The organism is Coprococcus sp. AF19-8AC (assembly GCF_003603115.1).
Classification (GTDB): domain Bacteria; phylum Bacillota; class Clostridia; order Lachnospirales; family Lachnospiraceae; genus Coprococcus; species Coprococcus aceti.
The window spans coordinates 638,047-659,912 of record NZ_QTMI01000001.1 but is presented as its reverse complement, the minus strand read 5'-3'; the positions used below and the strand labels follow the sequence as shown (position 1 = coordinate 659,912).

Below are 21,866 nucleotides of genomic sequence, written 5' to 3'. Positions count from 1 at the left end.
ATATGTGTGATGAACAATTGTTATACAAAGTTCTTGATAAACGTCCTTCTGTGTATTGCGCACGGACCGATCTTCTTGAGCGCATCAATGTGCTCTGCCGTACCATATCCCATGTTTTTTGCAAATCCATACCCCGGATACAGACTGTCATACTCAACCATAAGCCTGTCCCTTGTAACCTTTGCAATTATACTTGCTGCCGCAATCGACGCAGACAGCGTATCACCTTTTATTATGCCTACCTGCTCGATATCAACACCCGGAATATTAACCGCATCGTTTAACAGGAGCTGTGGTTTAACCTGAAGCTTCGATATAGCCTGCTTCATCGCCTCGTAATCTGCATTGAGAACATTTATCTCGTCAATTACTTTCTCGTTTGCCATACCCACGCCTACAGCTACAGCCTTCGCCATGATCTCATCGTATAGAGCCTCCCTCTTCTTCGGTGTGAGCTGCTTGGAGTCGTTGAGGTATAAAATATCACAGTCCTTTGGAAGAATGACTGCAGCAGCCACTACAGGACCTGCAAGCGGGCCTCTTCCGACCTCATCTATACCACATATATATCCCTTATCAGCGTATTTTCTCTCAAATTCAAACATTTTATAGCTGCGGGCTTTTTCCTTTTCAAGAGCATTGATCTTTTTCTGAGCGGACGCTATGATCTTCTTTACCCCATCTCTCTCATCGTCGCCATACTTCTCGATAAGCCCCGAATATTCACTTATATCAGCATCAGCAAATACTTTTTTTATCTCCGCTATACTTTCCATATGTCCTCCACCTAAAAACAAGGACCATTGCCACTTTTTAGGCAACAGCCCCTGATATCTTATCCTATTCTATCTTGCCAAAACCGCCTGTAAATCTGAATACAGCCCTGCCAATGATATCTTTCTTGTGTATATTGCCAACATCCTCCACACGGCTGTCACGGCTGTTGTTTCTGTTATCTCCCAGAACAAAGTACTCGTCATCACCCAGTGTGATCTCCTCGGCTGCAACTCCGCGCTTGTCGCTGGCTATAGCCTCTCTGCCATACACATCGCCCTCCAGAGGCTCGTCATTTATATAGATAACACCATCTTCGTCTATATACACTGTCTCACCCGGAAGTCCGATTATACGCTTGATGAAGAAGGTCTCATCATCGTCTCCATACGGGAATACAACCACATCAAATCTCTTCGGCGAGCCAAATTCATACTCAAGCTTGTCAATCCATAATGTATCTCCGCTGTGAAGAGTATTGCTCATGGACTCTCCACTGACCTCTGTTCGCTGTCCGACAAATGTGAGCACAGCCCAGCATATGCCAATTACTATTATTATATAAATACACAGAAATATGAGATCCTTGACAATATTGACTTCCTTTTCGGCCTTTTCTTTCTTTTTTGCCTCTTTCTTCTCTTTCCTGAGTTGCTTCTTTAAAGCCTTCTCGTCGAGTTCTCCATCCTCATTGTACACTTCTTCAGAAGAGTCTGTATTAACCACTTCTGCAGTTTTATCTGAGCTCTCAGATTTAGCTACTCCTGCAGCTTCTTCCGATGTCTTCTTCTGAGATGCTTCTTCCGATTTATCTGCTGTCTCCGCCTTTGCATCAGCCGAACTCTCAGCGACTGCTTTGTCCCAGGACCAGGAGGACTTCTCCTTATTTTCCTGCTCATCGTCGGCATTTTTCTTTTCAGCTTCCTTTGCTTCCTTCGCAGCCTTTTTTGCAGCCTTCTTCTGTTCTTTATCTATCGCTTTCTGACGCTTCTTCTCATATTTGGCGATCTCTTTGTCCCTTTCCTTCTTCGCAGGGTCATCCTCAAATATATCGTTTAACGCATCAGCAACATTCTTGTTTTCTTCACTCATCTAGTCTTCCTTCGGGGTCTCCAATGTAATACGCCCCAGCTTTCCCGATCTGAAATCATCGATCAGCAGAGCCGCAGCCTTGTCATAATCGAGCTCCCCGCCCTTCTTAATGCATTGTCTCTTCTCTGCGATACCTGTCAGCATCTGTACAGGATCATCAACACTTTCAATATTATACCTTTGAACAAGGGTATTACAATAGTTTGCCTGTAAAAATTTAATTAATTCAACCGCTATATCCGTTATGCTGAGTATCTCATCATTGATCGAACCAATGAACGCAAGTCTGAGACCAACGGCCTCATCATCGAATTTCGGCCATAAAATACCGGGAGTGTCCAGAAGCTCAATATTCTTTCCAAGTCTTATCCACTGCTTGCCTTTTGTGACACCAGGCTTATTTCCAACCTTGGTGCAGGCCTTTCTCGCATAGGAATTGATAAACGTGGATTTGCCGACATTCGGGATACCGACTATCATCGCCCTTATCGGACGGTTTATGATTCCCCTTTTTCTATCCCTCTCTATCTTCTCTTTGCAGGCCTCCTGCACGATATTGTTGATACTCTTCATCCCCATACCGTCACGGGCATTTATCTTTGCAACGGCAAAGTCTTTATTCTTATAATAGTTTTCCCACTTTGTTGTGACTGCATCATCCGCAAGATCTGATTTGTTGAGGAGTATGAGTCTGTATTTGTTCTTTGCAAGCTCGTCTATATCAGGATTCTTACTACTGAATGGGATTCTTGAATCCACCAGCTCTATGACGATATCTATAAGTTTTATATCCTCCTGCATCATCCGTCTTGCTTTTGTCATATGTCCGGGATACCACTGTATATTCATATCTCTACCTCTATTTTATCTTTACTCTGCCCAGCATCTCGCTCTTTTGCACATTGCCAGCCGCCTGAAATCTTGAATCCTGGCTGTTGTCCGGATTGTCTCCGAGCAGGAAGTATTCATTCTCTCCAAGTGTGATCGCAGATTCCGCTATTCCGGCTGTTTTTATCTCACAGTCGACGGGATAATCTGCAAGCGGATTGCCATTTATATATACCTGACCATTCTGGATAAGCACAGTCTCACCCGGCAGGCCTACTACTCTCTTGATGGAATAGTATTTGTCCTGATTCTCAACTATACGATACGCTACCACATCGTATCTTTCCGGGGATGTCACCAGATAAACAGCCTTATTGACCAGATACGATTCTCCATCCGTCAGTGTCGGCTCCATGGATGGTCCTACCATATATACCGTCTGGAATCCAAATGCAACAAAACCATAACCAAGTATAGCCGCTGTCAGTATCGATATGAACCAGCCAAGTGCGCTCTTCATAGTCTTTTTCAATGATCTCTGTTGTCTTCTCTGACGCCTTTTTTCTCTCCTTATCCTTCGGAGTCTGTCATATCTCTCACTCATGAATTCTATCCTTCAATCATCAATATATTTGTTCCGTTCATTTCATCCATTCTAAAAATGGCTGGAGTAGAAATACTCCAGCCACTTTTACTTTCATGTTACAAGCTTTATTATTTAACAAGCTCCTTAACCTTTGCTGCCTTACCAATTCTTGAACGTAAGTAGTAAATCTTAGCTCTTCTAACTTTACCTTTTCTTACAACTTCAATCTTCTCAACGAAAGGTGAGTGTACAGGCCATGTCTTCTCAACACCGCATCCGCTAGAGATCTTTCTAACTGTGAATGTCTCTCTGTTGCTTCCGCCCTGTCTCTTTACTACAGTACCCTCGAAGATCTGGATTCTCTCCTTGTTACCCTCTTTGATTCTGTTGTGTACCTTAACAGTGTCTCCTACGTTGAACTCATCAACGCTCTCCTTCATCTGTGAAGCTTCAAGATTCTTAATGTAATCGTTCATTGTGTTCCTCCTTAATATTCTGATGTTCTTACTACCATATCCACCGGATATATGGGCACAGAGGACCATCACTCTTTTCACAACTCATTTAATATAACATACTGAAATTGTAGATGCAAGAAGAATTTTCGGATTTTATCCGTTTTTTAGCAAACAGGGCATATAGATTGATTTCTATATGCCCTGTTGCATTAAATATCTTGTTCGACTTAATTCAGTCAAGTGGAGCTGGCGGGAGTCGAACCCGCGTCCAAAAGCTCATTCACTACAGTTTCTTCCATCACAGTCAGTGCTTTAACATTTCCTCAGCCTATCGCCCACTAACATGCTATAGACCTTAGTAGCTTCATGGATTTTCCTACATCGCAAAGCTTAGATGCAGGAGTTTGCCGAAAATCGACGCCATTCCTAAAGGCTCGGCGTTCCTAAAGGATGACGACTGCCCTTAGGCAGCGTATGCTAAATTATCGTTAGCGTTTATTTTTTTTCCAGCTTTTAGCGTGGCTCTGGTCCACGGATGGCTTCCATAGCTTCAAAACCCCTGTCGAAACCAGTCAACCCCTGATCATAGATCAGTGATAACCGATCATATATAATATATGCAGCAAATATCACAATGATACCTGCGCCTATATATCTTAATTTATCAGATGCTGTTACTCAGCGTCAGCAGTTGTATCTTCCGCTGCATCTGTCGCCTCTGCTGTATCTTCTGCAGCTTCAGTTGTATCTGCTGTGTCCTCAGCATCTGAGGCTGTGGCAGAAAACAGAGTGTCATAACCGCTGTCCTTCCAAGTCTTATCAACATATTCTGATAAGCTTGAAGCATCAACGTACTTAGGTATCGCCTTATATATCTTCACACCCGCAACACTTCCAACTATAGCAGCGATAACAACAATCGTAACTGTTATAGCTGTTATCTTCTTGATCTTCTGCTTCCTGAGAATCTCCTTGCGGTGCTTTTTCTCATATTTCTTCTTATCTACTTTACTCTGACTCATAACGCCCTTCTCCAGACTATCGTTTATTTGATTCCGATACACACATTATATCTGAACCAGCTTATCTTCTTCAACACCCTGCTAGTATAACACATGCTGTATCATATTTCCAATAATAAGTTTGATTTCACAGAAATTCCACAAACGCTCACGATCAGAAGTCCTTGCTCCTACTCTTGAGATCTCTCTCCATCTCGCGCTTCATATCCTTCTTGGCGATATCCTCACGTTTGTCGTAGAGCTTCTTACCTCTTGCCAGGCCTATCTCCATCTTGACAAGTCCATCTCTGATATATACCTTGAGCGGCATAATGGTATAACCCTTCACCTTCTGCTGTCCGATGAGCTTGTTGATCTCGTACCTGTGGAGCAGCAACTTTCTCGTCCTGAGCGGATCTTTATTGAATATATTCCCCCTCTCATATGGGTTGATATTCATTCTGTACACATACACCTCGCCGTGGTCTATTCCGACAAATGCTTCCTTGATACTGCAGTGTCCCTGTCTTATGGACTTTACCTCGGTTCCCACAAGCTCTATTCCGGCCTCAAACTTCTCTTCTATAAAATACTCGTGATATGCCTTTTTGTTATTTGCGATGAGAGTGTTTCCTCTTTCCTTTGACAAATGTATCCTCTCCTTTATATACAATACTGAAATCTATCGACTTCGTCATCTTGTCTGTATTCTTCACCTTTATCTGTATAGGATCACCGATGGCATATTGTTTGCCCGTATCCTCACCTATCATAGCATAATCTTCCTGAGAAAAATAGTAATAATCGTCGCGCATATCTGCCACATTCACAAAGCCTTCCACCGTATTCGGCAGTTCCACAAACATTCCCCTGTTTGTAACACCGGAGACAAAACCGTCGTAGACCTCGCCAATGTGAGCCGACATATATTCTACCTTCTTGAGCTTCTCCACATCACGCTCAGCTTCCTCAGCTCTTCTCTCCTTGCGCGAATTGTCATCAGCCACCCTGTCAAGTATCATGCTGTAATGTTCTATTCTCCTCGAGTCAAGTTTGCCATGTATGTTCTCCTTTATTATACGATGTATCTGCAGATCTGGATATCTCCTTATAGGAGAAGTAAAATGACAGTAATACTTACACGAAAGTCCAAAATGTCCTGTGCACTCTGTTGAATACTTCGCCTGTTTCATGGTCCTCAGCGCCATCCTACTCACAAGATTCTCATAAGGCTCACCCTTTATCCTGTCAAGCAGCTTCTGGAATTCTTTCGGATGTATATTCTCCTTTGATGCCTTAAAGTACATTCCAAAATTACTTATAAGGAGCGCCAGCTGCTCAACCCTGTCTGCATCAGGTGTCTCATGCACTCGATACTCAAATGGTATATCCTGCCAGAAATAATCCTCAGCAATCGTCTCATTTGCAGCAAGCATAAAATCTTCAATGATCTCATTGGATCTGCGTCTCTCATATACACCTATTGATACAACTTTGCCGTCGGAGTCTATCTTGATCTTCGATTCGTCAAAATCAAAATCTATTGAGCCTCGTTTTCTTCTGTTCGCTCTGAGAAGATCCGACACATGAAGCATCATCTCGAACATGGGCACAAGCTCCTCATATTTTCTGGTCTCCCCTGGATCGTGATCCTCGACAATTGCAGACACACTTGTATATGACATTCTACGGTCCACATTGATCACGGTCTCACATATCTTATGTCCTACTATGTGGCCCTTCTGATCTATGTCCATAAGGCAGCTAAGTGCAAGTCTGTCCTGTCCTTCATTCAGCGAGCAGATACCATTTGACAGCTTGTGTGGAAGCATAGGTATTACCCTGTCCACGAGATAACAGCTTGTACCTCTGTTAAGTGCCTCTTTATCCAGAGGGGAATTCTCCTTTACATAGTGGGTCACGTCAGCTATGTGCACACCAAGCTTGTACATTCCGTCCGCCTCATAGAGTGTTATGGCATCGTCCAGGTCTTTTGCATCCTCGCCATCTATCGTCACTGTCTGAAGATGTCGGAGATCCGTTCTGCCTGCCATCTCCGATGCGCTGACAAAATCAGGGATCTGTGAGAGGCTGTCCATAACCTCGTCAGGAAAATCGACTGGAATGTCCAGAGCTCTGACCACAGACAGCACGTCACTCTCCGGATCATTTATATGTCCAAGTATCTCTATAATCTTTCCCTCCGGAGACTTCACTTTGTCTCCATAACTGATGATCTCCGCCACAACCTTATGTCCAGCCATGGCGCCCATGGAATTTGCCTTGGATATAAATATGTCTCCTTCTATTTTCAGATTGTCAGGTATGACAAATCCAAAGTTCTTATTCTTCTGATAGACTCCGACAACCTTCTTTAGTCCACGCTCAAGTACCTTTATAACCGATGCTTCCTGCTTCATTCCCTTCGGTCTGTCCTCCGCACGTATGAGGACTGTATCACCGTGGAACGCTCCCATGGTATTCTTCTCAGGGACAAAGAAATCCTCCTTCATGCCCTCAACGCGGACAAATCCAAAACCTCTCTGATTGCCGATAAATGTTCCCTTGTATGTCCCTTCTCCGACCTTCTGATATCGTCCTTTTGCCGATCTGATGATCAGTCCCTCCTCTGTGAGGTCATTCAGTATATCGAGAAATGTCTGTCTCTCATCTCCCGGGACCTGAAGGAATGTACACATCTCCTTGAACTTCATTGGCGGATAATCATCATCGCATATAAATTCATATACCGTCTGTTTTCTTCTGTTGTATAACTCCAAATCCTTATTATCCATAACAAACCCTTTCTATATACATTATGCCCGCATCCCTACCGCACAAATACATTGCATAATGAGCAAAAAAATGCTTACATATATCAGTTAATATATGTAAGCATCAGAAATCATTATTAGTTGAAAAGCTTTGAGTCAAGCAGTAATGCAAGTACAAAGAAGAGAACTGTGAGAACTGCTGTTATCTTCTTAAGTATCTCCTGCTTTGAGCTTCCCTTATTCTTGCTCCAGTAGGAATTGTCAAATCCGCCGCCTGCTCCTGATATGGAACTTGTAAGGCTCGCATCCTTTCCTTCCTGTGAAAGAACCACTATTGCTAATACTATACATACTATAACATAAATTACCATTAATATTGTCTTCAGCATCTTAACACCTCCGTTTCCGAAAAAATGGTGTGTGTATAATTTTAACACCAACTTGAAACATAATAACACAACAAGATAATATATTCAATAACTATTTTCTTCGTTTTCTGTAAAACTCCGCAAATACCAGCATTGCGATACCTATTATCGAACAGGCAATACCTACGCCTGCATATTTCACATGGAATTTCATCTCAACAACATTCTCACCCTCAACAAGACTTATAGAATACAGGCTGTCTACCACCTTATCCGGCTGTACCTTCTGGCCGTTAACTTTGACTGTCCAACCATCACAGTAAGGAATAGATGTGAATAAACTCTGTCCTTCCTTGGCATTTACAACAAATTCTGCGCTGCCATTTTCTATATCCATCACATCAGGGGTATGTTTCTCAAGCTCCTCTGCTATGCTTTTCAGCAAATCCAGATCAAGAACATAAAACTGCTCTGCTCCATCATCCAGATCTAGCTTCATCTTTGAGTGAAGCACAACCTTGTAGTAATCACGATCCTCATTTACAGGAATATTGAACACTGACGGCGAAAGCCATCTGGCATATCTGGTCCTGTATATTCCATTGACATTCAGCTTTGCGTTAAACAGACTGTTCCATGGGATATTGCCATAAGCGATGTAATTGCCTTCCGGGATCTCCATCTTGTATACACGCTTCTTCGCTTTACTTACAACCGTCTCGTACTTTAAAGGCTTATAGATCTCAACCTTTCTGCCGAGCAGCTCGCTGTAGAGCTCATTTTGATATTCAAACGGATTGCCGTTATATTTTGCCGCTGTATATTTGCCTGAATCATATACAAATGCCATAGGCAGGCTGTATGGGTTCTCGTATACATCGGCTCCATTTGCATTGTCTGCAATATCCTCTACTTTATTCATGCCCTCCAGAGCATAATCAGATACGATGTATCTGACTCCCAGCAGTGAATCAGTTCCAAGCACCGGCATGTTGACAACACTTAGGTTATCGCCTTCGCTCCTGTATCCCGTGTCCACAAGGAAGTTCAACACTGTGCTGTCAGCGGTCGACACATACGATCCTATCGCCCAATACCCATAACCAAACGACTCGTCATAATTTGCTCTGACATTGTTCTTATATTTAAAATTATCATCCGTATCTTTGCCATTATTGTTTTTCTTTTTTTCGAGTGATCTTGTCGCCCTTGATCTGGTCTGGCTGATCCTGTATGTATCGGAATCATATTCTTTCAGATCATTTATAAGGCCTTCCATAGCCGTCTCATACTCAACAAAACTCTCACCGTTGTCGATATGGATATTGTCCATTTGCAACATCACGCTGTATCCTGTCTCAACAGTCAGCACTGCACACAGAATGACCGTAAATATAATTCCGAACACTCTTCCGGCTCCTACGTTTTTCGAAAGCCTGCTTACGAGTGCTATCAAAACGGCTACCCCTACAATTAGCGCAGCGGTCAGCCATACAAGTTTGTTATCCTGGACTCCATGCAGATAGTTTACACCAAGCATAGCCGCACTAAATATCGCACTTGCAATGATAACCCGCCATTTTACAGCATTCAGATCCTCCGAGAGGAAAAATTCAGCGGCAAAGAATAATATGCAGAATATTCCAACATGTGAATATCTGTACCAATATGATCCAACCTCTTTGAACAGAGAAAATGCCATGCACAATGGATTCCAGTAAAACATGAGCAGCATTACCACAAGCGTGACAAATGCTAATATCTTCTGCTTTACATTGTGTTTCTTACCGATGAAGATTCCAATAAATCCTATCAGCGCCAGACATCCGCAGTACAGAGACACGCTTCCCTTCTGACTCTGTGCGCCAAGCGAATATCCGTCTATCACAGATGAAACATCACCGATAAATGACATGTCGAGCAGAGAGCCGAAATCAAGACTTCCTCTTACACTGTAACGCATCGCACCTATCGTCGGAAGGAACAACACCCCACTGATAAGAACTCCCGCCAGCATTGAATATATAAACCGTCCAAGTTTTCCGGCAAAATCCTTTATGACAGTCTTCTCAGCCTTAGTATCCCCACTGTACAATCTTGAATATGCAAATTCAAACAAAAACCAGAAACAGGCAAATACACAGTTGATTCCGCCCATATACCAGTTGAACAGAACTGCCAATGCAACTGATACGGAAAGCATAACAGGCCTGCCACCGTTAACCACTCTGTACACGCCCAGCATTATGAGCGGTAACATATAGAAGCCGTCAAGCCACATTATATTACATGCCTGGGCGATTCCATACTGACTCACTGCATAGCTCACCGCCAGAAAAATGATAAGTGCCTGCTTTTTCACAGAACCATCATTCCACTCTTCAAATCTCCTGTTGAGATAAAATGCAAATGTCGCCGCCGCACAGGCAAGCTTTAACGTTATGATCACATGTACGAACAATACAAGCTGGGATTTGTCGAATAACAACAGCAATAAATTGAACGGGCTGGAAAGATAATAACTGAATACTCCTATGCAGGCCCCTCCTATAGATTTGCTGAAAGAATAATCTATATTATTTTTGCCGTCAAATACATCCTTCAGATATGCCAGAAAATCAAGATACTGAAAATCAGCATCCTTGGATGCGAGTGAGTGTACTCCGAACGGCACATACTTTTTTATATAAAACAGAAGCCACAGCAGGCAGAATGTGATAATGCCCGCTGTAAGCATCTGAATAACGAGCTGTTTTCTCTGTTCTTTCTCCATCGTATTCTTCTCCAGATTATTTAGTTTTAATATAATACTACACAATCTGTGAAAATACTATATAGATATAGATTAAAAATTTTTAATGAAAGAATTTCTAACTTTTACATACTGATTTATAACATATATCTACTTCGTATATCGAAACCATGATTCAGCGGTCCACTGCCCGATCCCAGATCCAGCATGGCCGCCAGGGCACCGGATATATATTGTTTGGCCATTCTGACTGAATCACTTACATCATATTCCTTTGCGAGATTTGAAGCGATCGCACTTGAAAGCGTACATCCTGTGCCATGTGTATTCGGATTATCAATACGCTCACCCGAAAACCAGGTGATATTCTCTCCGTCAAAAAGCATATCATTTGCATCATTTATGCTGTGTCCACCCTTTACAAGGACAGCGCAGCCATACTTTCCGTATATACATCTGGCGGCATTCTCCATATCAGCTACGCTCTTCACCGATATACCAGTGAGCGCCTCAGTCTCAGGTATGTTTGGCGTTATGAGCTTTGCAAGTGGGAACAGTTTACCGGTCATGACCTCCACCGCATCATCGCTTATAAGCTTAGCACCACTGGTCGCCACCATCACAGGGTCAAGCACGACATTCTCCGCATTGTATCTGGCAAGTCTGTCAGCTATCACATCAATAAGTTCAGGAACAGATACCATTCCTATCTTGACCGCTTTCGGCCGTATATCGGTAAACACCGCATCTATCTGGGCGCCAAGTACATCAGGGATAACGTTCATGATAGCAGTCACTCCTGTGGTATTCTGAGCCGTGAGGGCTGTGATCGCACTCATACCAAATACGCCATTTGCCTGCATGGTCTTGAGATCCGCCTGCACACCTGCGCCACCTGAGGAATCGCTTCCGGCTATGGTGAGGACAGGCACAAGACGGCTTCTGTCAGAATTTATACTGCACAGCATGTCATCCATACTCTTAAAATAATGATCACAATGTGCTATAAGATCTCCCTGTCTGTCCCTGCTGGATTCGTCATAGAGACCGACCACAACAAATCCTCCGTTCTGTGCTGTCTCCGCCGCATGATATGCGTCCTCGAATACAAATGTATCCGAAGCCGGAGTTCCCATAAACTCAGCCGCCATCTCATATATCTTAGGTGAGGCTGCCTTGCCCACGCCCACCTCAGAACATGTAAATATCCTGTCAACATACTTCATAAGTCCCGTCCGCACAAGTGCTGCCTCAACATGGCATCTGTCTGTGGATGTTGCAACAGTGACCGGGATATCATATCTCTTTAAGAACCTCAGCAGTTCAGGCACACCTGACTTCGGCTCAACTTTATTTGCATAGAAATCGCGCACAGTCTCATTGATACCGTCTATAATCTCCTTCGCGCTGAGTTCAAGTCCATAGTGTTTCTGCATATATTCTGCGCCCTTCATCATGGTCATGGTGAAAAGCACCTTCTCAAGATCAGGTTCTGCCTGTATCCCCTGTCCCGCCAGATACATCTCTCCGGCATGATCCCACATAGGCATAGAGTCAAGCAGAACCCCATCCATATCAAATATCGCACCTTTTATATCACTGATAACTATTTTTTTCATGTACACCTCTATATCATATATTTAGTCAGGCATCAAGCATATTCTCTACAGAAACCTTGAGCTCCTCTGTGGCCTTCTGTATGTCCTTTTGTCCGAATATGGCACTTATAACTGCCACACCGCATATTCCGGAGCCCGCAAGCTCGGCCACATTATCCTTTGTTATGCCGCCTATGGCAATGACCGGTATGGACACCGCCTCACAAATGGCCTTGAGAGTTTCATGGCTCACATCGTCTGCGTCATCCTTTGAACCTGTTGTAAACACTGCTCCTACACCAAGATAATCTGCGCCGTGCTTTTCCGCTATAATCGCCTGTTCGACAGTCTGTGCAGACACTCCAAGTATCTTGTCAGGGCCGAGTATCTTTCTGACGTCCATGGCCTCCATATCACTCTGTCCCACGTGTACACCGTCAGCATCTATATCTTTTGCTATGCTGACCTCGTCATTGATGACAAATGGAACTCCATATTCCTTACAAAGCTTCTGTATCTCCTTCGCCTCAGCGAGGAAGTCTTCTCTGTCGAGATTCTTCTCCCTGAGCTGTACAAATGTTGCACCGCCGTCAAGTGCCTTCTTTACCTGATCATACAGAGTCTCTTCACCAAGCCAGTGTCTGTCAGTTACTGCGTAGAGCAAGAGCTCTTTCTCACTGCAATTTATCATACTATCCGTCCTTCCTATATGTTTCGATCCCAATCTGATTCAGATCCAGGCAATTATTAGACTTCCGTCAATTATCTGATTTCAAACTTTGCTCCCTGTTCAAGTGTATCCCCGTCCATATTGTATATGGCATCGATTATCCTGTTCCTGTATGTTGAATTACCCTCAAATGCCTGCAGATGGGAATAACCGATCTCCCCAGCAAGTCCCATGACCATGACAGCCGCTGCAGCAGCCTCAAGCTTGTTGTCCTGATTTGCCACAACATATGCTGTCATCATTCCTGAGAGCTGGCAGCCTGTTCCAGTGATCTTACCCATCTCAGGACGGCCGTTTCTGATTACATAACATTTCTCGCCGTCCGCAACAAGGTCTATTGCGCCTGTTACAGCTATGATAGATCCCGTTTCAGCAGATAGCTTCTTGACAAATGTCACTGCATTATCAAGCGTATCCTCCGTAACCGCATCTGCCACATCGGCATCAACACCCTTTGTGCTGCCGGAACCATATGCCAGAGTTTTGATCTCAGAGATATTTCCTCTTATAACATCAAATCTAATCTCCTTCATAAGTTCAACAGCCGTATCAGTTCTGAGCTTACTTGCTCCTGCTCCAACAGGATCGAGAAGTACAACATGTCCAAGTTCATTTGCCTTCTTCCCTGCCAGGTACATTGATGGAATAGTGTTCTTGTTAAGTGTTCCTATGTTGATATTCAGACCACCACATATGCTTGTGATATCCTCCACGTCACCCTCATCATCCGACATGATAGGACTTCCACCGCACGCCAGAATGACATTTGCCACATCATTTACAGTTACATAGTTTGTTATATTGTGTACCAGAGGTACATTCTTTCTTACATTTTCAAGGCACTCTTTTATCATGTTTTTCTGTCTCCTTTATATATACTCTGTTGTTTATCTGCTAATCTTTTTTGACGAAAAGCGGCCATACCATAAGGCACAGCCGCTTTTCTTATGCTGTATGTATCCCTACGCTGGCGCTGATCCAGGTCAGACCTGATCTACTCCTGGGCAGGAGGTACATCAGATGTACAATGCATACACTTTGTTGCTTTGATATCTATCTCACCCATACAGTATGGGCACTTTCTTGTGAGAGGAGCTGCCTCCTCTTTCTTCTTACCAAGATCCATGATCGCATTGATTCCCTTCATGATGACAAATATAACAAATGCCATGATTATGAAGTTGATAACTGCTGAAATAAACGCTCCATACTCGATATACTGTCCTGTATGGAATATCTGAAAATGTCCACCAATCTCTGCTCCACCGATACTGTTGATTATTGGTGTGATGAAACAGTCTGTAAAAGATGTAACCAATGACTGGAACGCTCCACCAATGATAACACCGATTGCAAGACTCATCACATTTCCCTTAAGGGCAAACTCCTTAAACTCTTCCAAAAACTTCTTCATATGTATCCTTCCAACTGAATACAGCACCGATCATAACAATCTTATATTATAATTCGGTGCCGTATCTTTTATTTGTTGTTTCCCGCGCGATTGATATGACATATATCTACATTTGCTGTCATCGCTAATCGCACATCATCTTTTTTTACTTTCTTACAATAAGTGACTTGCCTGTCATCTCCTTAGGCTGAGGAAGTCCCATAACCTCAAGAAGTGTAGGTGCGATATCTGCAAGACATCCGCCCTCACGAAGCTCTACATCTTCACCATAGTTGTAAAGGATAAATGGTACAGGGTTAGTTGTATGAGCTGTATGTGGAGCACCGGTCTCATAGTTGATCATCTGCTCTGCGTTACCATGATCAGCACAGATAAAGAGAACACCATCAACCTTATCAATTGCCTCTACAGCAGCGCCAACGCACTTGTCAACTGTCTCTACAGCCTGGATAGCTGCTGGGATAATACCTGTATGACCAACCATATCAGGGTTTGCAAAGTTGATGATGATCACATCATACTCGCCACCAAGGATAGCTGCATTGAGCTTCTCGCTTACCTCTGGGGCACTCATCTCAGGCTGAAGATCATATGTTGCTACAGCAGGTGACTTTACAAGGATTCTGTCCTCATTCTTGTTAGGCTCCTCAACACCGCCGTTAAAGAAGAAGGTTACATGAGCATACTTCTCTGTCTCAGCAAGTCTGAGCTGCTTGAGACCCTTAGCTGCAAGGTACTCACCGAATGTGTTGTCGATCTCTTCCTTCTTGAATGCTACAAGCTTGTTAGGTATTGACTCGTCGTAGTCCTTGAAACATACATATGTGAGTGGCATGCGGCCATTTGCTCTCTCAAATCCATCAAAATCATCACAGCAGAATGCTCTGGTGATCTCGCGGGCTCTGTCTGGTCTGAAGTTAAAGAATATAACTGAATCATTTGGCTTAACAAGTGATACAGGCTTACCATTCTCTGTGATTACTGTAGGAAGAACGAACTCATCATATACTTCCTTGTCATATGACTCCTGCATAGCTGCAACCGGGTCCTCAGCCTGAACGCCCTCACCTGTTACAAGTGACTTGTATGCAAGCTCTACTCTGTCCCATCTGTTATCTCTGTCCATTGCGTAGTAACGGCCTGACATAGATGCAACCTTACCTACACCAATCTCCTTCATCTTTGCGATAAGCTCCTCAAGGTATCCCTTACCTGATGCAGGCGGTGTATCTCTTCCATCGAAGAATGGATGAACGTATACGTTCTCAAAGTTCTGCTTCTTGCAGAGCTCAAGGATCGCATAAAGGTGTGTATTGTGGCTGTGGACACCACCATCTGAGAGAAGCCCCCAGAGATGAAGATCTGAATTGTTCTTCTTGCAGTTTTCTATTGCAGCAAGCATCTCCTCGTTCTCAAAAAAATCTCCATCAGCGATTGCCTTTGTGATTCTTGTAAGCTCCTGATATATGATACGGCCTGCGCCGATATTCATATGACCTACCTCTGAATTGCCCATCTGACCGTCTGGAAGTCCTACAGGAAGTCCTGAAGCTGCGCCCTGCACAAATGGTGCTGTAGCCATAAGTTTGTCCATAACAGGTGTCTTTGCAAGTGCTACTGCATTGCCCTCTGTCTTGTCACTGAGACCATATCCGTCAAGGACCATTAAAACTACTGGTTTCTTACTCATAATTTTTCTCCTTTTTATTTATTCCGGCTAAATGCCTCTTAATCATAATTCACTCATTTGAGATTATACTTATATAATGCCTATTTTTCAAGTTCAAATCCAACTCAAATCACAGGTCGATATCCAGTTCAACCGGGCAGTGATCAGATCCCATGATATCAGTGTGTATCTTGGCATCGACAAGCTTGTCCTTCAAACTCTCAGATGTGAGAAAATAGTCGATACGCCAACCTGCATTCTTCTCCCTTGCCTTGAATCTGTACGACCACCATGAGTAGATATTTTCCTGATCCGGATAAAAATATCTGAATGTGTCGATGAAGCCATCATCTAGAAGCACCGTCATCTTCTCTCTTTCCTCATCAGTAAATCCCGCATTCTTCCTGTTTGTCTTTGGATTTTTCAGATCTATCTCATTGTGAGCCACGTTCATATCGCCGCACACTATAACAGGCTTATTCTCCTCAAGCTTTTTCAGATATGCTCTGAAATCATCCTCCCACTTCATCCGGTAATCAAGCCTTGCAAGCTCGTTCTGTGAATTTGGTGTATATACAGTCACCATGTAGAAGTTCTCATATTCAAGTGTTATGACACGCCCCTCATGGTCGTGTTCATCTATGCCTATACCTTTTGTTTCACTCAAAGGTTTCTCTTTTGTGAAAATAGCCGTACCTGAATATCCCTTCTTATCCGCATAGTTCCAATACTGATAATATCCTGGCATATCAAGTGTGAGCTGTCCCTTCTGCATCTTGGACTCCTGTATACAGAATATGTCTGCATCTATGCTGTTAAAAAAGTCCATGAAGCCTTTACCGGCGCATGCCCTTATTCCATTTACGTTCCATGAGATAAGTTTTTTCATAAATTTATATACCATTTTATCCTTTCATTATTATTTTGGGAAAATCATGTTTTATTTTATCATACAAACACCCATTCTGACTGTCAAATCATTAAAAAAATTCACCAAAATCCTGCTATGGCCACAATGAAAAAGGCAGCGACGATTCGCCGCTGCCTAAGGGTATATATTATTGTTTTTTAGGGGTCAAATTTAATTTTTTACAAATGATACATTTGATATAGAAACTGTATGTGCCCCAAGTGTGTATCCTTCAACATATCCCATTGAGAAGAATAATCCGGCACCTGTATCAACAGTGATACCATCTGTGAAAACTTCTTCCTTAGGTGTAATTGTGAGTGTTATATCTTTAGCCTCACCAGCTGTAAGAACTACATCTTCACCGCCATGCCATGCATATCCGGCTGAAGGAGTCATAACAGCAACCTTCACAACTCTATCAACATCAGAAAACAATGTACATTTAAGCGTATATGACTCGCCCTGCTCAAGAGACAATCCCATCTGCTTAAGCTGGATGTTCCAGTCTGCCTCACCCACGTTTGCAACACTGTATGTGATCTTTCCATCTCCAGTTTCAATTGTGGCATCTCCAGGAGCAGTCACTGCATTTTCCCAACCGGCAAGGCTACCATCCTCACTCATCTCAAATTCTGGGTTTGTGAGAAGATTCTTACCTACAGGCACATCTATCTCTGGAGCCGAAGTCTTTTCAAGGATAATGTTATCAATACATATTCTATGCTGATCTGTAATTGCCGAACCATTTTCTCCGCCTGCGCCAAGTGCAATATTGAAAATACTCTCTTCGTCTGTGTCACAGGCCATCTGGAATGTGTTTGAAACAGTCACATATTTCTGATCAGCCTGATCGTATGCATCAAGCTTTACTGTCTCCTGAACATACGGTGTCCAGTCCTCTGCACCTGTACTATCCTTATGTGTACTTCCATCCCTCTGTATCGCATACTGAACAGTTCTCGACACAGAACTCTTTATATCAAATGAAAGCTTGTACCACTGTCCTTTCTCAAGCTTGATATTATTCTGCTTGAGCTGTATCTTCCAGTTCTGGTCACCTGAATTCTTTATTGTGAAGTCAGCAGCATTGTCCTCCTTCTGGCTGTCCACAACAGACTCTGCATCCGCACTGCTGTCTATATACACATCATATCCAGCAAAATCTGCTGAAAAGTTCCCATTGAGAAGAAGTGAATCCTGCATTATCTTCACATTGTCTAACAGAACTTCTCCGCTGTTACCAAAATCAATGCTGATTGAACTGTCAGTCACTTCTTCTCCGGTCTCAAACTTGTAAACATAATTCTTAATTCCTTTATCCAGAGTTACAGCAAACTTTGAATCTCCTGTAGTGATAATTATATTCTTTCCCTCAGTTGCAGTCTCAGCATCAAATTTAAGTACATACTTTGTATTTGGGGCATACGCAAGCTCATCCTGTGATAATACGAAGTTGCCATCTATACTCTCATCCAATGACTTGTATGAAAATCTTCTTCCGTCAGACAGACCTGTCACCTTATACTCAGCACCGCAATTGTTGCTGACTGTCCAATATCCAAGTCTTCCTGTTCCTTCCTGAAATTCTCCATTGTAAACTAGGTTTCCATCAGCGAGGATCGTCTTCTTGTCAACTATCTCAGTCTGATTTGTCTTTACCAGCTTTACATTTGCAATATGTACACCAGCCACGCTTCCCTGATTGCCGAAGTTGAATTCTATTCTTCCCTTGTCATCAGATGAATCAGTCATCGTATACTCATACTCAAATGTCTGTTTCTCTGTTGTCATATCAAATTTTGTATCCTTAAGATATCTTCCCCATGATCTGGTTGGCGCTGAGACATCAATTATGCCTGTTCTCGCCTCATCCGCCCACGCATCAAATGAAAGCTTGTATGTGGCACCTTTTTCTACAGGAATATCAGGCTGTACCAACTGTATGCTGTAATCAACCGTTCCTGCATCAATTGTATTTATGTTGATTGTATTGTTCTCGATGACCGCTGTTCCTTCGCCGCCATTCTGCGCCATAAAAATCCAGTTTTCTGCATCTCCCAGATCCTCGGTCTCACTAAAATCACCATTTATTACATAATTGCCATTTTCATCCGGATCACGAATTATAACTTCACGCTCTGGCTTTGTCACATTTTCGTCATAAGACTCCTTCTGGTATACTCTCACATAATCAACATATAAGCTCTCACTGTTAATATAAGCTGCATCTGCATCCGGATTTCCTGGCCAATTACCGCCAACTGCAAGATTGAGTATTACATAGAATGGCTGATCAAACGGTGCCGGATAAGTAACTGTACCTTTTCCGGCAGTTGTAGAATACCAGTCATTTTCCTCATGCATCTTAACTCCATCTACATACCACGTAATTTTTCCAGGCTCCCAGTCACATGTAAATACATGATAGCTGTCCGCAAATGACTTTCCATTTGAAAGTGTATATTTTCCCTGTGACTCTGAATGCGGATTGCCATAGTGAATCGTTCCATAGGTTGTATATGTATTGTCTCCAAGAACCTCCATCACATCTATCTCACCACATCTAGGCCACTGTCCATACAGGCTCTCGTTTGTAGGCATCATCCATGCTGCTGGAAGATAACCCTTACCTGTAGGAACCTTTGCTCTGAACTGTACTCTGCCATACTTGAAATCCTGCTTATTCTGTGTGTTTACTCTTCCCGATGTATATGATATAGAACCATCCTCATTCACTTTTTTCTTTGAGCTTATAACAAGTGTGCCATTCTTGACTTTTATATTATCTTCAGAATCAACATATGACTGAAGCTCATTATTGACCCAGCCAGGCTCATGGAGTTCAACATTCCAAATATCACGGTTGAGCTCTGTTCCGTCAAATTCATCATGCCATAAAAGTTTATACCCCTGCGACTCGTATTTATTTTCTACAGTCACCTTCTTATTTACAGTCACTTTACATGTTGCTTTCTTTCCTGAACCGTCAGCAGCTTTTGCTGTGATTGTAGCTGTACCTGGTGCTATAGCCTTCACAACGCCTTTTGCTGAAACCGTTGCAATCTTTTTATTGCTCGATGTCCAACTTAACGTCTTGTTGGTTGCCGATGCAGGAGCGACAGTAGCTGTAAGCGTTTTACTGCTTCCCTCTGTGATAGTGAGTGTTGCCGCTGAAAGCTTGATAGAAGTAACTGGCTGTTTTACTGTAATCTTACATCTTGCATATTTGCCACTTCCATCCATAGCCTTCGCAGTTATATATACTCTTCCAACCTTAACTGCTTTTACAACACCTTTCGAGGAAACTGTTGCTATTCTTTTATCTGATGATGACCACTGAATTCTCTTATATGTGGCATTCTTTGGAGCAATTGAAGCTTTTAACGTCCTGCTGGTTCCTTTAAACATGTTCACAGCCTTTGCAGACAATTTAACAGTCTTCGTAGGAACCCCAACATAAACATTAAACCTATACATTACCTTTGGGTTTGCAGCACTCTTCACTGCTACAACCGCTTTTCCTGATTTTACCGCTTTGACAACACCCTTGTTATCTACTGTAACTATCTTCTTATTTGATGATACATATGTTACTTTTTTGCTGATCTTACCTGTAACTACAACTCTAGGTTTCACCCGAAACTTTGTACCCTTTTTTAGTACAAGTTTATTTGTGACAAGATTTGTCACAGTTACAGACTTTACCGCAGCTTTTGATGTTCTAGCACTAACGTCTGATGGACACAGAGTGATCAGCATACAAACTACAAGTATCATAGCCACAAGCTGTTTTAACCTTCTCATAAAATACTCCTCTCCAAAAATAAAATAATAATATTTACGACGTCGCATCTTTATAAAGTATTTTGATAATAACATCTTATACATTTGCCATATATCGTTTTATTGCTTTTTATATAGTTTACATGATATATTATAGAGGAGTTGTAAAGTAAGACTTTTATAAACTTTTGATAACATATAAATTTTTACCCTGACACAATTTACTGGAAAGGATTTATACACATATGAAATACTCAAAGGAAATATTCTACCAGGAATTTATAAGACGCGAAGATTCAACCAATAGAGCGCCCTATAACCCTGAACTTGAATTTTACTCAATAATACAAAATGGAGATATAGAACAGGTTAAAGAATTGTGTAAAGCCTCACCACTTAAGGATAAAAAAGGACTCGGCTTACTATCTGAAAAGCCGGTCAACAACATAAGATATCATTTTGTCATAACAACAGCCCTTGTTGCAAGATACTGTATTGAAGGTGGTCTCGATGTGGCAACTGCTTACAATCTCAGTGATTTTTATATAAAAAAGTCAGATACAATGAAGTCTGTGGAGGATATATCTGAATTACATGCGTTCATGTGCATCGACTATGCAAAAAAAATGCGAAACCTTAAGAAAAATTCCATATGCTCCAAACCGGTCGCAGAGTGCATAGACTACATATACGATCATCTGCATACTAGGATCACTGTTGAACTTCTGGCAAAACGTGTCAATCTCACCCCGTCATACCTGTCAAGGCTGTTCAAAAAAGAGACCGGAGATAATATCGGACATTATATAAAAATGCTAAAACTTGATACTGCAAGAAACATGCTCATATACTCTGATTATAGCCCTGCCCAGATAGCACAGACTCTCGCATTTCCAAGTCAGAGTTATTTTACCGAACAGTTCAGATTACATACTGGTCTAACACCTGCGAACTATAGAAATATAAATTTAAGGCAAACCCCATTTCATAAAAACAATACTTAGTTCCTGAAATATACCACCTTGTTTTTCTAAGCGTAAACAAAAGGGATTACCTTGTGATAAAGCACTTGATAATCCCTTTCAATATTCTATATCAGATTTAATCTAAAACTAATATATTTTGG

The 21,866-nt window shown here is 42.3% G+C and carries 18 protein-coding genes and 1 other RNA gene; 1 reads left to right on the top strand and 18 read right to left on the bottom strand.

Annotated features, from left to right (window positions below; genetic code table 11):
- Positions 1–20 precede the first annotated feature (20 nt).
- From DWX57_RS02975 to DWX57_RS02890, 18 genes are all read right to left on the bottom strand, one after another.
- Positions 21–776 carry a ribonuclease HII gene (locus DWX57_RS02975; RefSeq protein ID WP_015534984.1) on the bottom strand — a complete coding sequence of 252 codons (756 nt, stop codon included), beginning with the start codon at positions 774–776 and terminating at the stop codon, positions 21–23.
- Positions 777–840: 64 nt separating this feature from the next.
- The gene (lepB, locus tag DWX57_RS14575; protein WP_120123012.1) at positions 841–1,866 is read right to left on the bottom strand and encodes a signal peptidase I; all 1,026 of its coding nucleotides are present in this window, start codon (positions 1,864–1,866) and stop codon (positions 841–843) included.
- Positions 1,867–2,715, bottom strand: a complete 849-nt coding sequence (gene ylqF, locus DWX57_RS02965; RefSeq protein WP_015534986.1) for a ribosome biogenesis GTPase YlqF — start codon at positions 2,713–2,715, stop codon at positions 1,867–1,869.
- 10 nt (positions 2,716–2,725) lie between these two features.
- On the bottom strand, positions 2,726–3,298 hold the full coding sequence (gene lepB, locus DWX57_RS02960; protein ID WP_117548919.1) for a signal peptidase I: 573 nt from the start codon (positions 3,296–3,298) through the stop codon (positions 2,726–2,728).
- Between the two features lie 110 nt (positions 3,299–3,408).
- Positions 3,409–3,756 (bottom strand): 50S ribosomal protein L19, encoded by a 348-nt coding sequence (gene rplS / locus DWX57_RS02955; protein WP_055272925.1) that lies wholly within the window; start codon positions 3,754–3,756, stop codon positions 3,409–3,411.
- A 220-nt stretch (positions 3,757–3,976) separates the two neighbouring features.
- Positions 3,977–4,318, bottom strand: a transfer-messenger RNA (tmRNA) gene (gene ssrA, locus DWX57_RS02950).
- Positions 4,319–4,412: 94 nt separating this feature from the next.
- The gene (locus DWX57_RS02945; RefSeq protein WP_117548918.1) at positions 4,413–4,760 is read right to left on the bottom strand and encodes a hypothetical protein; all 348 of its coding nucleotides are present in this window, start codon (positions 4,758–4,760) and stop codon (positions 4,413–4,415) included.
- A gap of 154 nt (positions 4,761–4,914) precedes the next feature.
- On the bottom strand, positions 4,915–5,388 hold the full coding sequence (gene smpB / locus DWX57_RS02940) for an SsrA-binding protein SmpB (protein ID WP_022216414.1): 474 nt from the start codon (positions 5,386–5,388) through the stop codon (positions 4,915–4,917).
- A complete protein-coding gene (rnr, locus tag DWX57_RS02935) occupies positions 5,351–7,534 on the bottom strand; it encodes a ribonuclease R (RefSeq protein WP_120123011.1) in 2,184 nt (727 codons plus the stop codon). Before rnr ends, smpB begins: the two co-directional genes overlap by 38 nt.
- Positions 7,535–7,650: 116 nt before the next feature.
- Positions 7,651–7,902: a preprotein translocase subunit SecG gene (gene secG / locus DWX57_RS02930; protein ID WP_015534991.1), complete on the bottom strand. Its 252-nt coding sequence runs from the start codon at positions 7,900–7,902 to the stop codon at positions 7,651–7,653.
- A 91-nt stretch (positions 7,903–7,993) separates the two neighbouring features.
- Positions 7,994–10,654 carry a YfhO family protein gene (locus DWX57_RS02925; RefSeq protein ID WP_120123010.1) on the bottom strand — a complete coding sequence of 887 codons (2,661 nt, stop codon included), beginning with the start codon at positions 10,652–10,654 and terminating at the stop codon, positions 7,994–7,996.
- A gap of 116 nt (positions 10,655–10,770) precedes the next feature.
- Positions 10,771–12,252 carry a bifunctional hydroxymethylpyrimidine kinase/phosphomethylpyrimidine kinase gene (thiD, locus tag DWX57_RS14570; RefSeq protein WP_117874200.1) on the bottom strand — a complete coding sequence of 494 codons (1,482 nt, stop codon included), beginning with the start codon at positions 12,250–12,252 and terminating at the stop codon, positions 10,771–10,773.
- Between the two features lie 25 nt (positions 12,253–12,277).
- A complete protein-coding gene (gene thiE / locus DWX57_RS02915) occupies positions 12,278–12,922 on the bottom strand; it encodes a thiamine phosphate synthase (RefSeq protein ID WP_330514338.1) in 645 nt (214 codons plus the stop codon).
- 71 nt (positions 12,923–12,993) lie between these two features.
- A complete protein-coding gene (thiM, locus tag DWX57_RS02910) occupies positions 12,994–13,815 on the bottom strand; it encodes a hydroxyethylthiazole kinase (RefSeq protein WP_120123009.1) in 822 nt (273 codons plus the stop codon).
- Between the two features lie 140 nt (positions 13,816–13,955).
- On the bottom strand, positions 13,956–14,375 hold the full coding sequence (gene mscL, locus DWX57_RS02905; protein WP_015534993.1) for a large conductance mechanosensitive channel protein MscL: 420 nt from the start codon (positions 14,373–14,375) through the stop codon (positions 13,956–13,958).
- 145 nt (positions 14,376–14,520) lie between these two features.
- The gene (gpmI, locus tag DWX57_RS02900; protein ID WP_015534994.1) at positions 14,521–16,065 is read right to left on the bottom strand and encodes a 2,3-bisphosphoglycerate-independent phosphoglycerate mutase; all 1,545 of its coding nucleotides are present in this window, start codon (positions 16,063–16,065) and stop codon (positions 14,521–14,523) included.
- Positions 16,066–16,174: 109 nt separating this feature from the next.
- On the bottom strand, positions 16,175–16,933 hold the full coding sequence (locus DWX57_RS02895; RefSeq protein ID WP_120123145.1) for an exodeoxyribonuclease III: 759 nt from the start codon (positions 16,931–16,933) through the stop codon (positions 16,175–16,177).
- Between the two features lie 192 nt (positions 16,934–17,125).
- Complete coding sequence (locus DWX57_RS02890) at positions 17,126–20,761, bottom strand: carbohydrate binding domain-containing protein (protein WP_165852749.1); 3,636 nt, start codon at positions 20,759–20,761, stop codon at positions 17,126–17,128.
- A gap of 224 nt (positions 20,762–20,985) precedes the next feature.
- On the opposite strand from DWX57_RS02890, the gene DWX57_RS02885 reads away from it, so the two are divergent.
- Positions 20,986–21,744 carry a helix-turn-helix domain-containing protein gene (locus tag DWX57_RS02885; RefSeq protein WP_022216405.1) on the top strand — a complete coding sequence of 253 codons (759 nt, stop codon included), beginning with the start codon at positions 20,986–20,988 and terminating at the stop codon, positions 21,742–21,744.
- Positions 21,745–21,866 lie beyond the last annotated feature (122 nt).

Coding starts and splice junctions, on each gene's coding strand:
- DWX57_RS02975 (WP_015534984.1), bottom strand. CDS start 776: ATGGAAAGTATAGCGGAGATAAAAAAAGTATTTGCTGATGCTGATATA.
- lepB (WP_120123012.1), bottom strand. CDS start 1,866: ATGAGTGAAGAAAACAAGAATGTTGCTGATGCGTTAAACGATATATTT.
- ylqF (WP_015534986.1), bottom strand. CDS start 2,715: ATGAATATACAGTGGTATCCCGGACATATGACAAAAGCAAGACGGATG.
- lepB (WP_117548919.1), bottom strand. CDS start 3,298: ATGAGTGAGAGATATGACAGACTCCGAAGGATAAGGAGAGAAAAAAGG.
- rplS (WP_055272925.1), bottom strand. CDS start 3,756: ATGAACGATTACATTAAGAATCTTGAAGCTTCACAGATGAAGGAGAGC.
- DWX57_RS02945 (WP_117548918.1), bottom strand. CDS start 4,760: ATGAGTCAGAGTAAAGTAGATAAGAAGAAATATGAGAAAAAGCACCGC.
- rnr (WP_120123011.1), bottom strand. CDS start 7,534: ATGGATAATAAGGATTTGGAGTTATACAACAGAAGAAAACAGACGGTA.
- secG (WP_015534991.1), bottom strand. CDS start 7,902: ATGCTGAAGACAATATTAATGGTAATTTATGTTATAGTATGTATAGTA.
- DWX57_RS02925 (WP_120123010.1), bottom strand. CDS start 10,654: ATGGAGAAAGAACAGAGAAAACAGCTCGTTATTCAGATGCTTACAGCG.
- thiD (WP_117874200.1), bottom strand. CDS start 12,252: ATGAAAAAAATAGTTATCAGTGATATAAAAGGTGCGATATTTGATATG.
- thiE (WP_330514338.1), bottom strand. CDS start 12,922: ATGATAAATTGCAGTGAGAAAGAGCTCTTGCTCTACGCAGTAACTGAC.
- thiM (WP_120123009.1), bottom strand. CDS start 13,815: ATGATAAAAGAGTGCCTTGAAAATGTAAGAAAGAATGTACCTCTGGTA.
- mscL (WP_015534993.1), bottom strand. CDS start 14,375: ATGAAGAAGTTTTTGGAAGAGTTTAAGGAGTTTGCCCTTAAGGGAAAT.
- gpmI (WP_015534994.1), bottom strand. CDS start 16,065: ATGAGTAAGAAACCAGTAGTTTTAATGGTCCTTGACGGATATGGTCTC.
- DWX57_RS02895 (WP_120123145.1), bottom strand. CDS start 16,933: ATGAAAAAACTTATCTCATGGAACGTAAATGGAATAAGGGCATGCGCC.
- DWX57_RS02890 (WP_165852749.1), bottom strand. CDS start 20,761: ATGAGAAGGTTAAAACAGCTTGTGGCTATGATACTTGTAGTTTGTATG.
- DWX57_RS02885 (WP_022216405.1), top strand. CDS start 20,986: ATGAAATACTCAAAGGAAATATTCTACCAGGAATTTATAAGACGCGAA.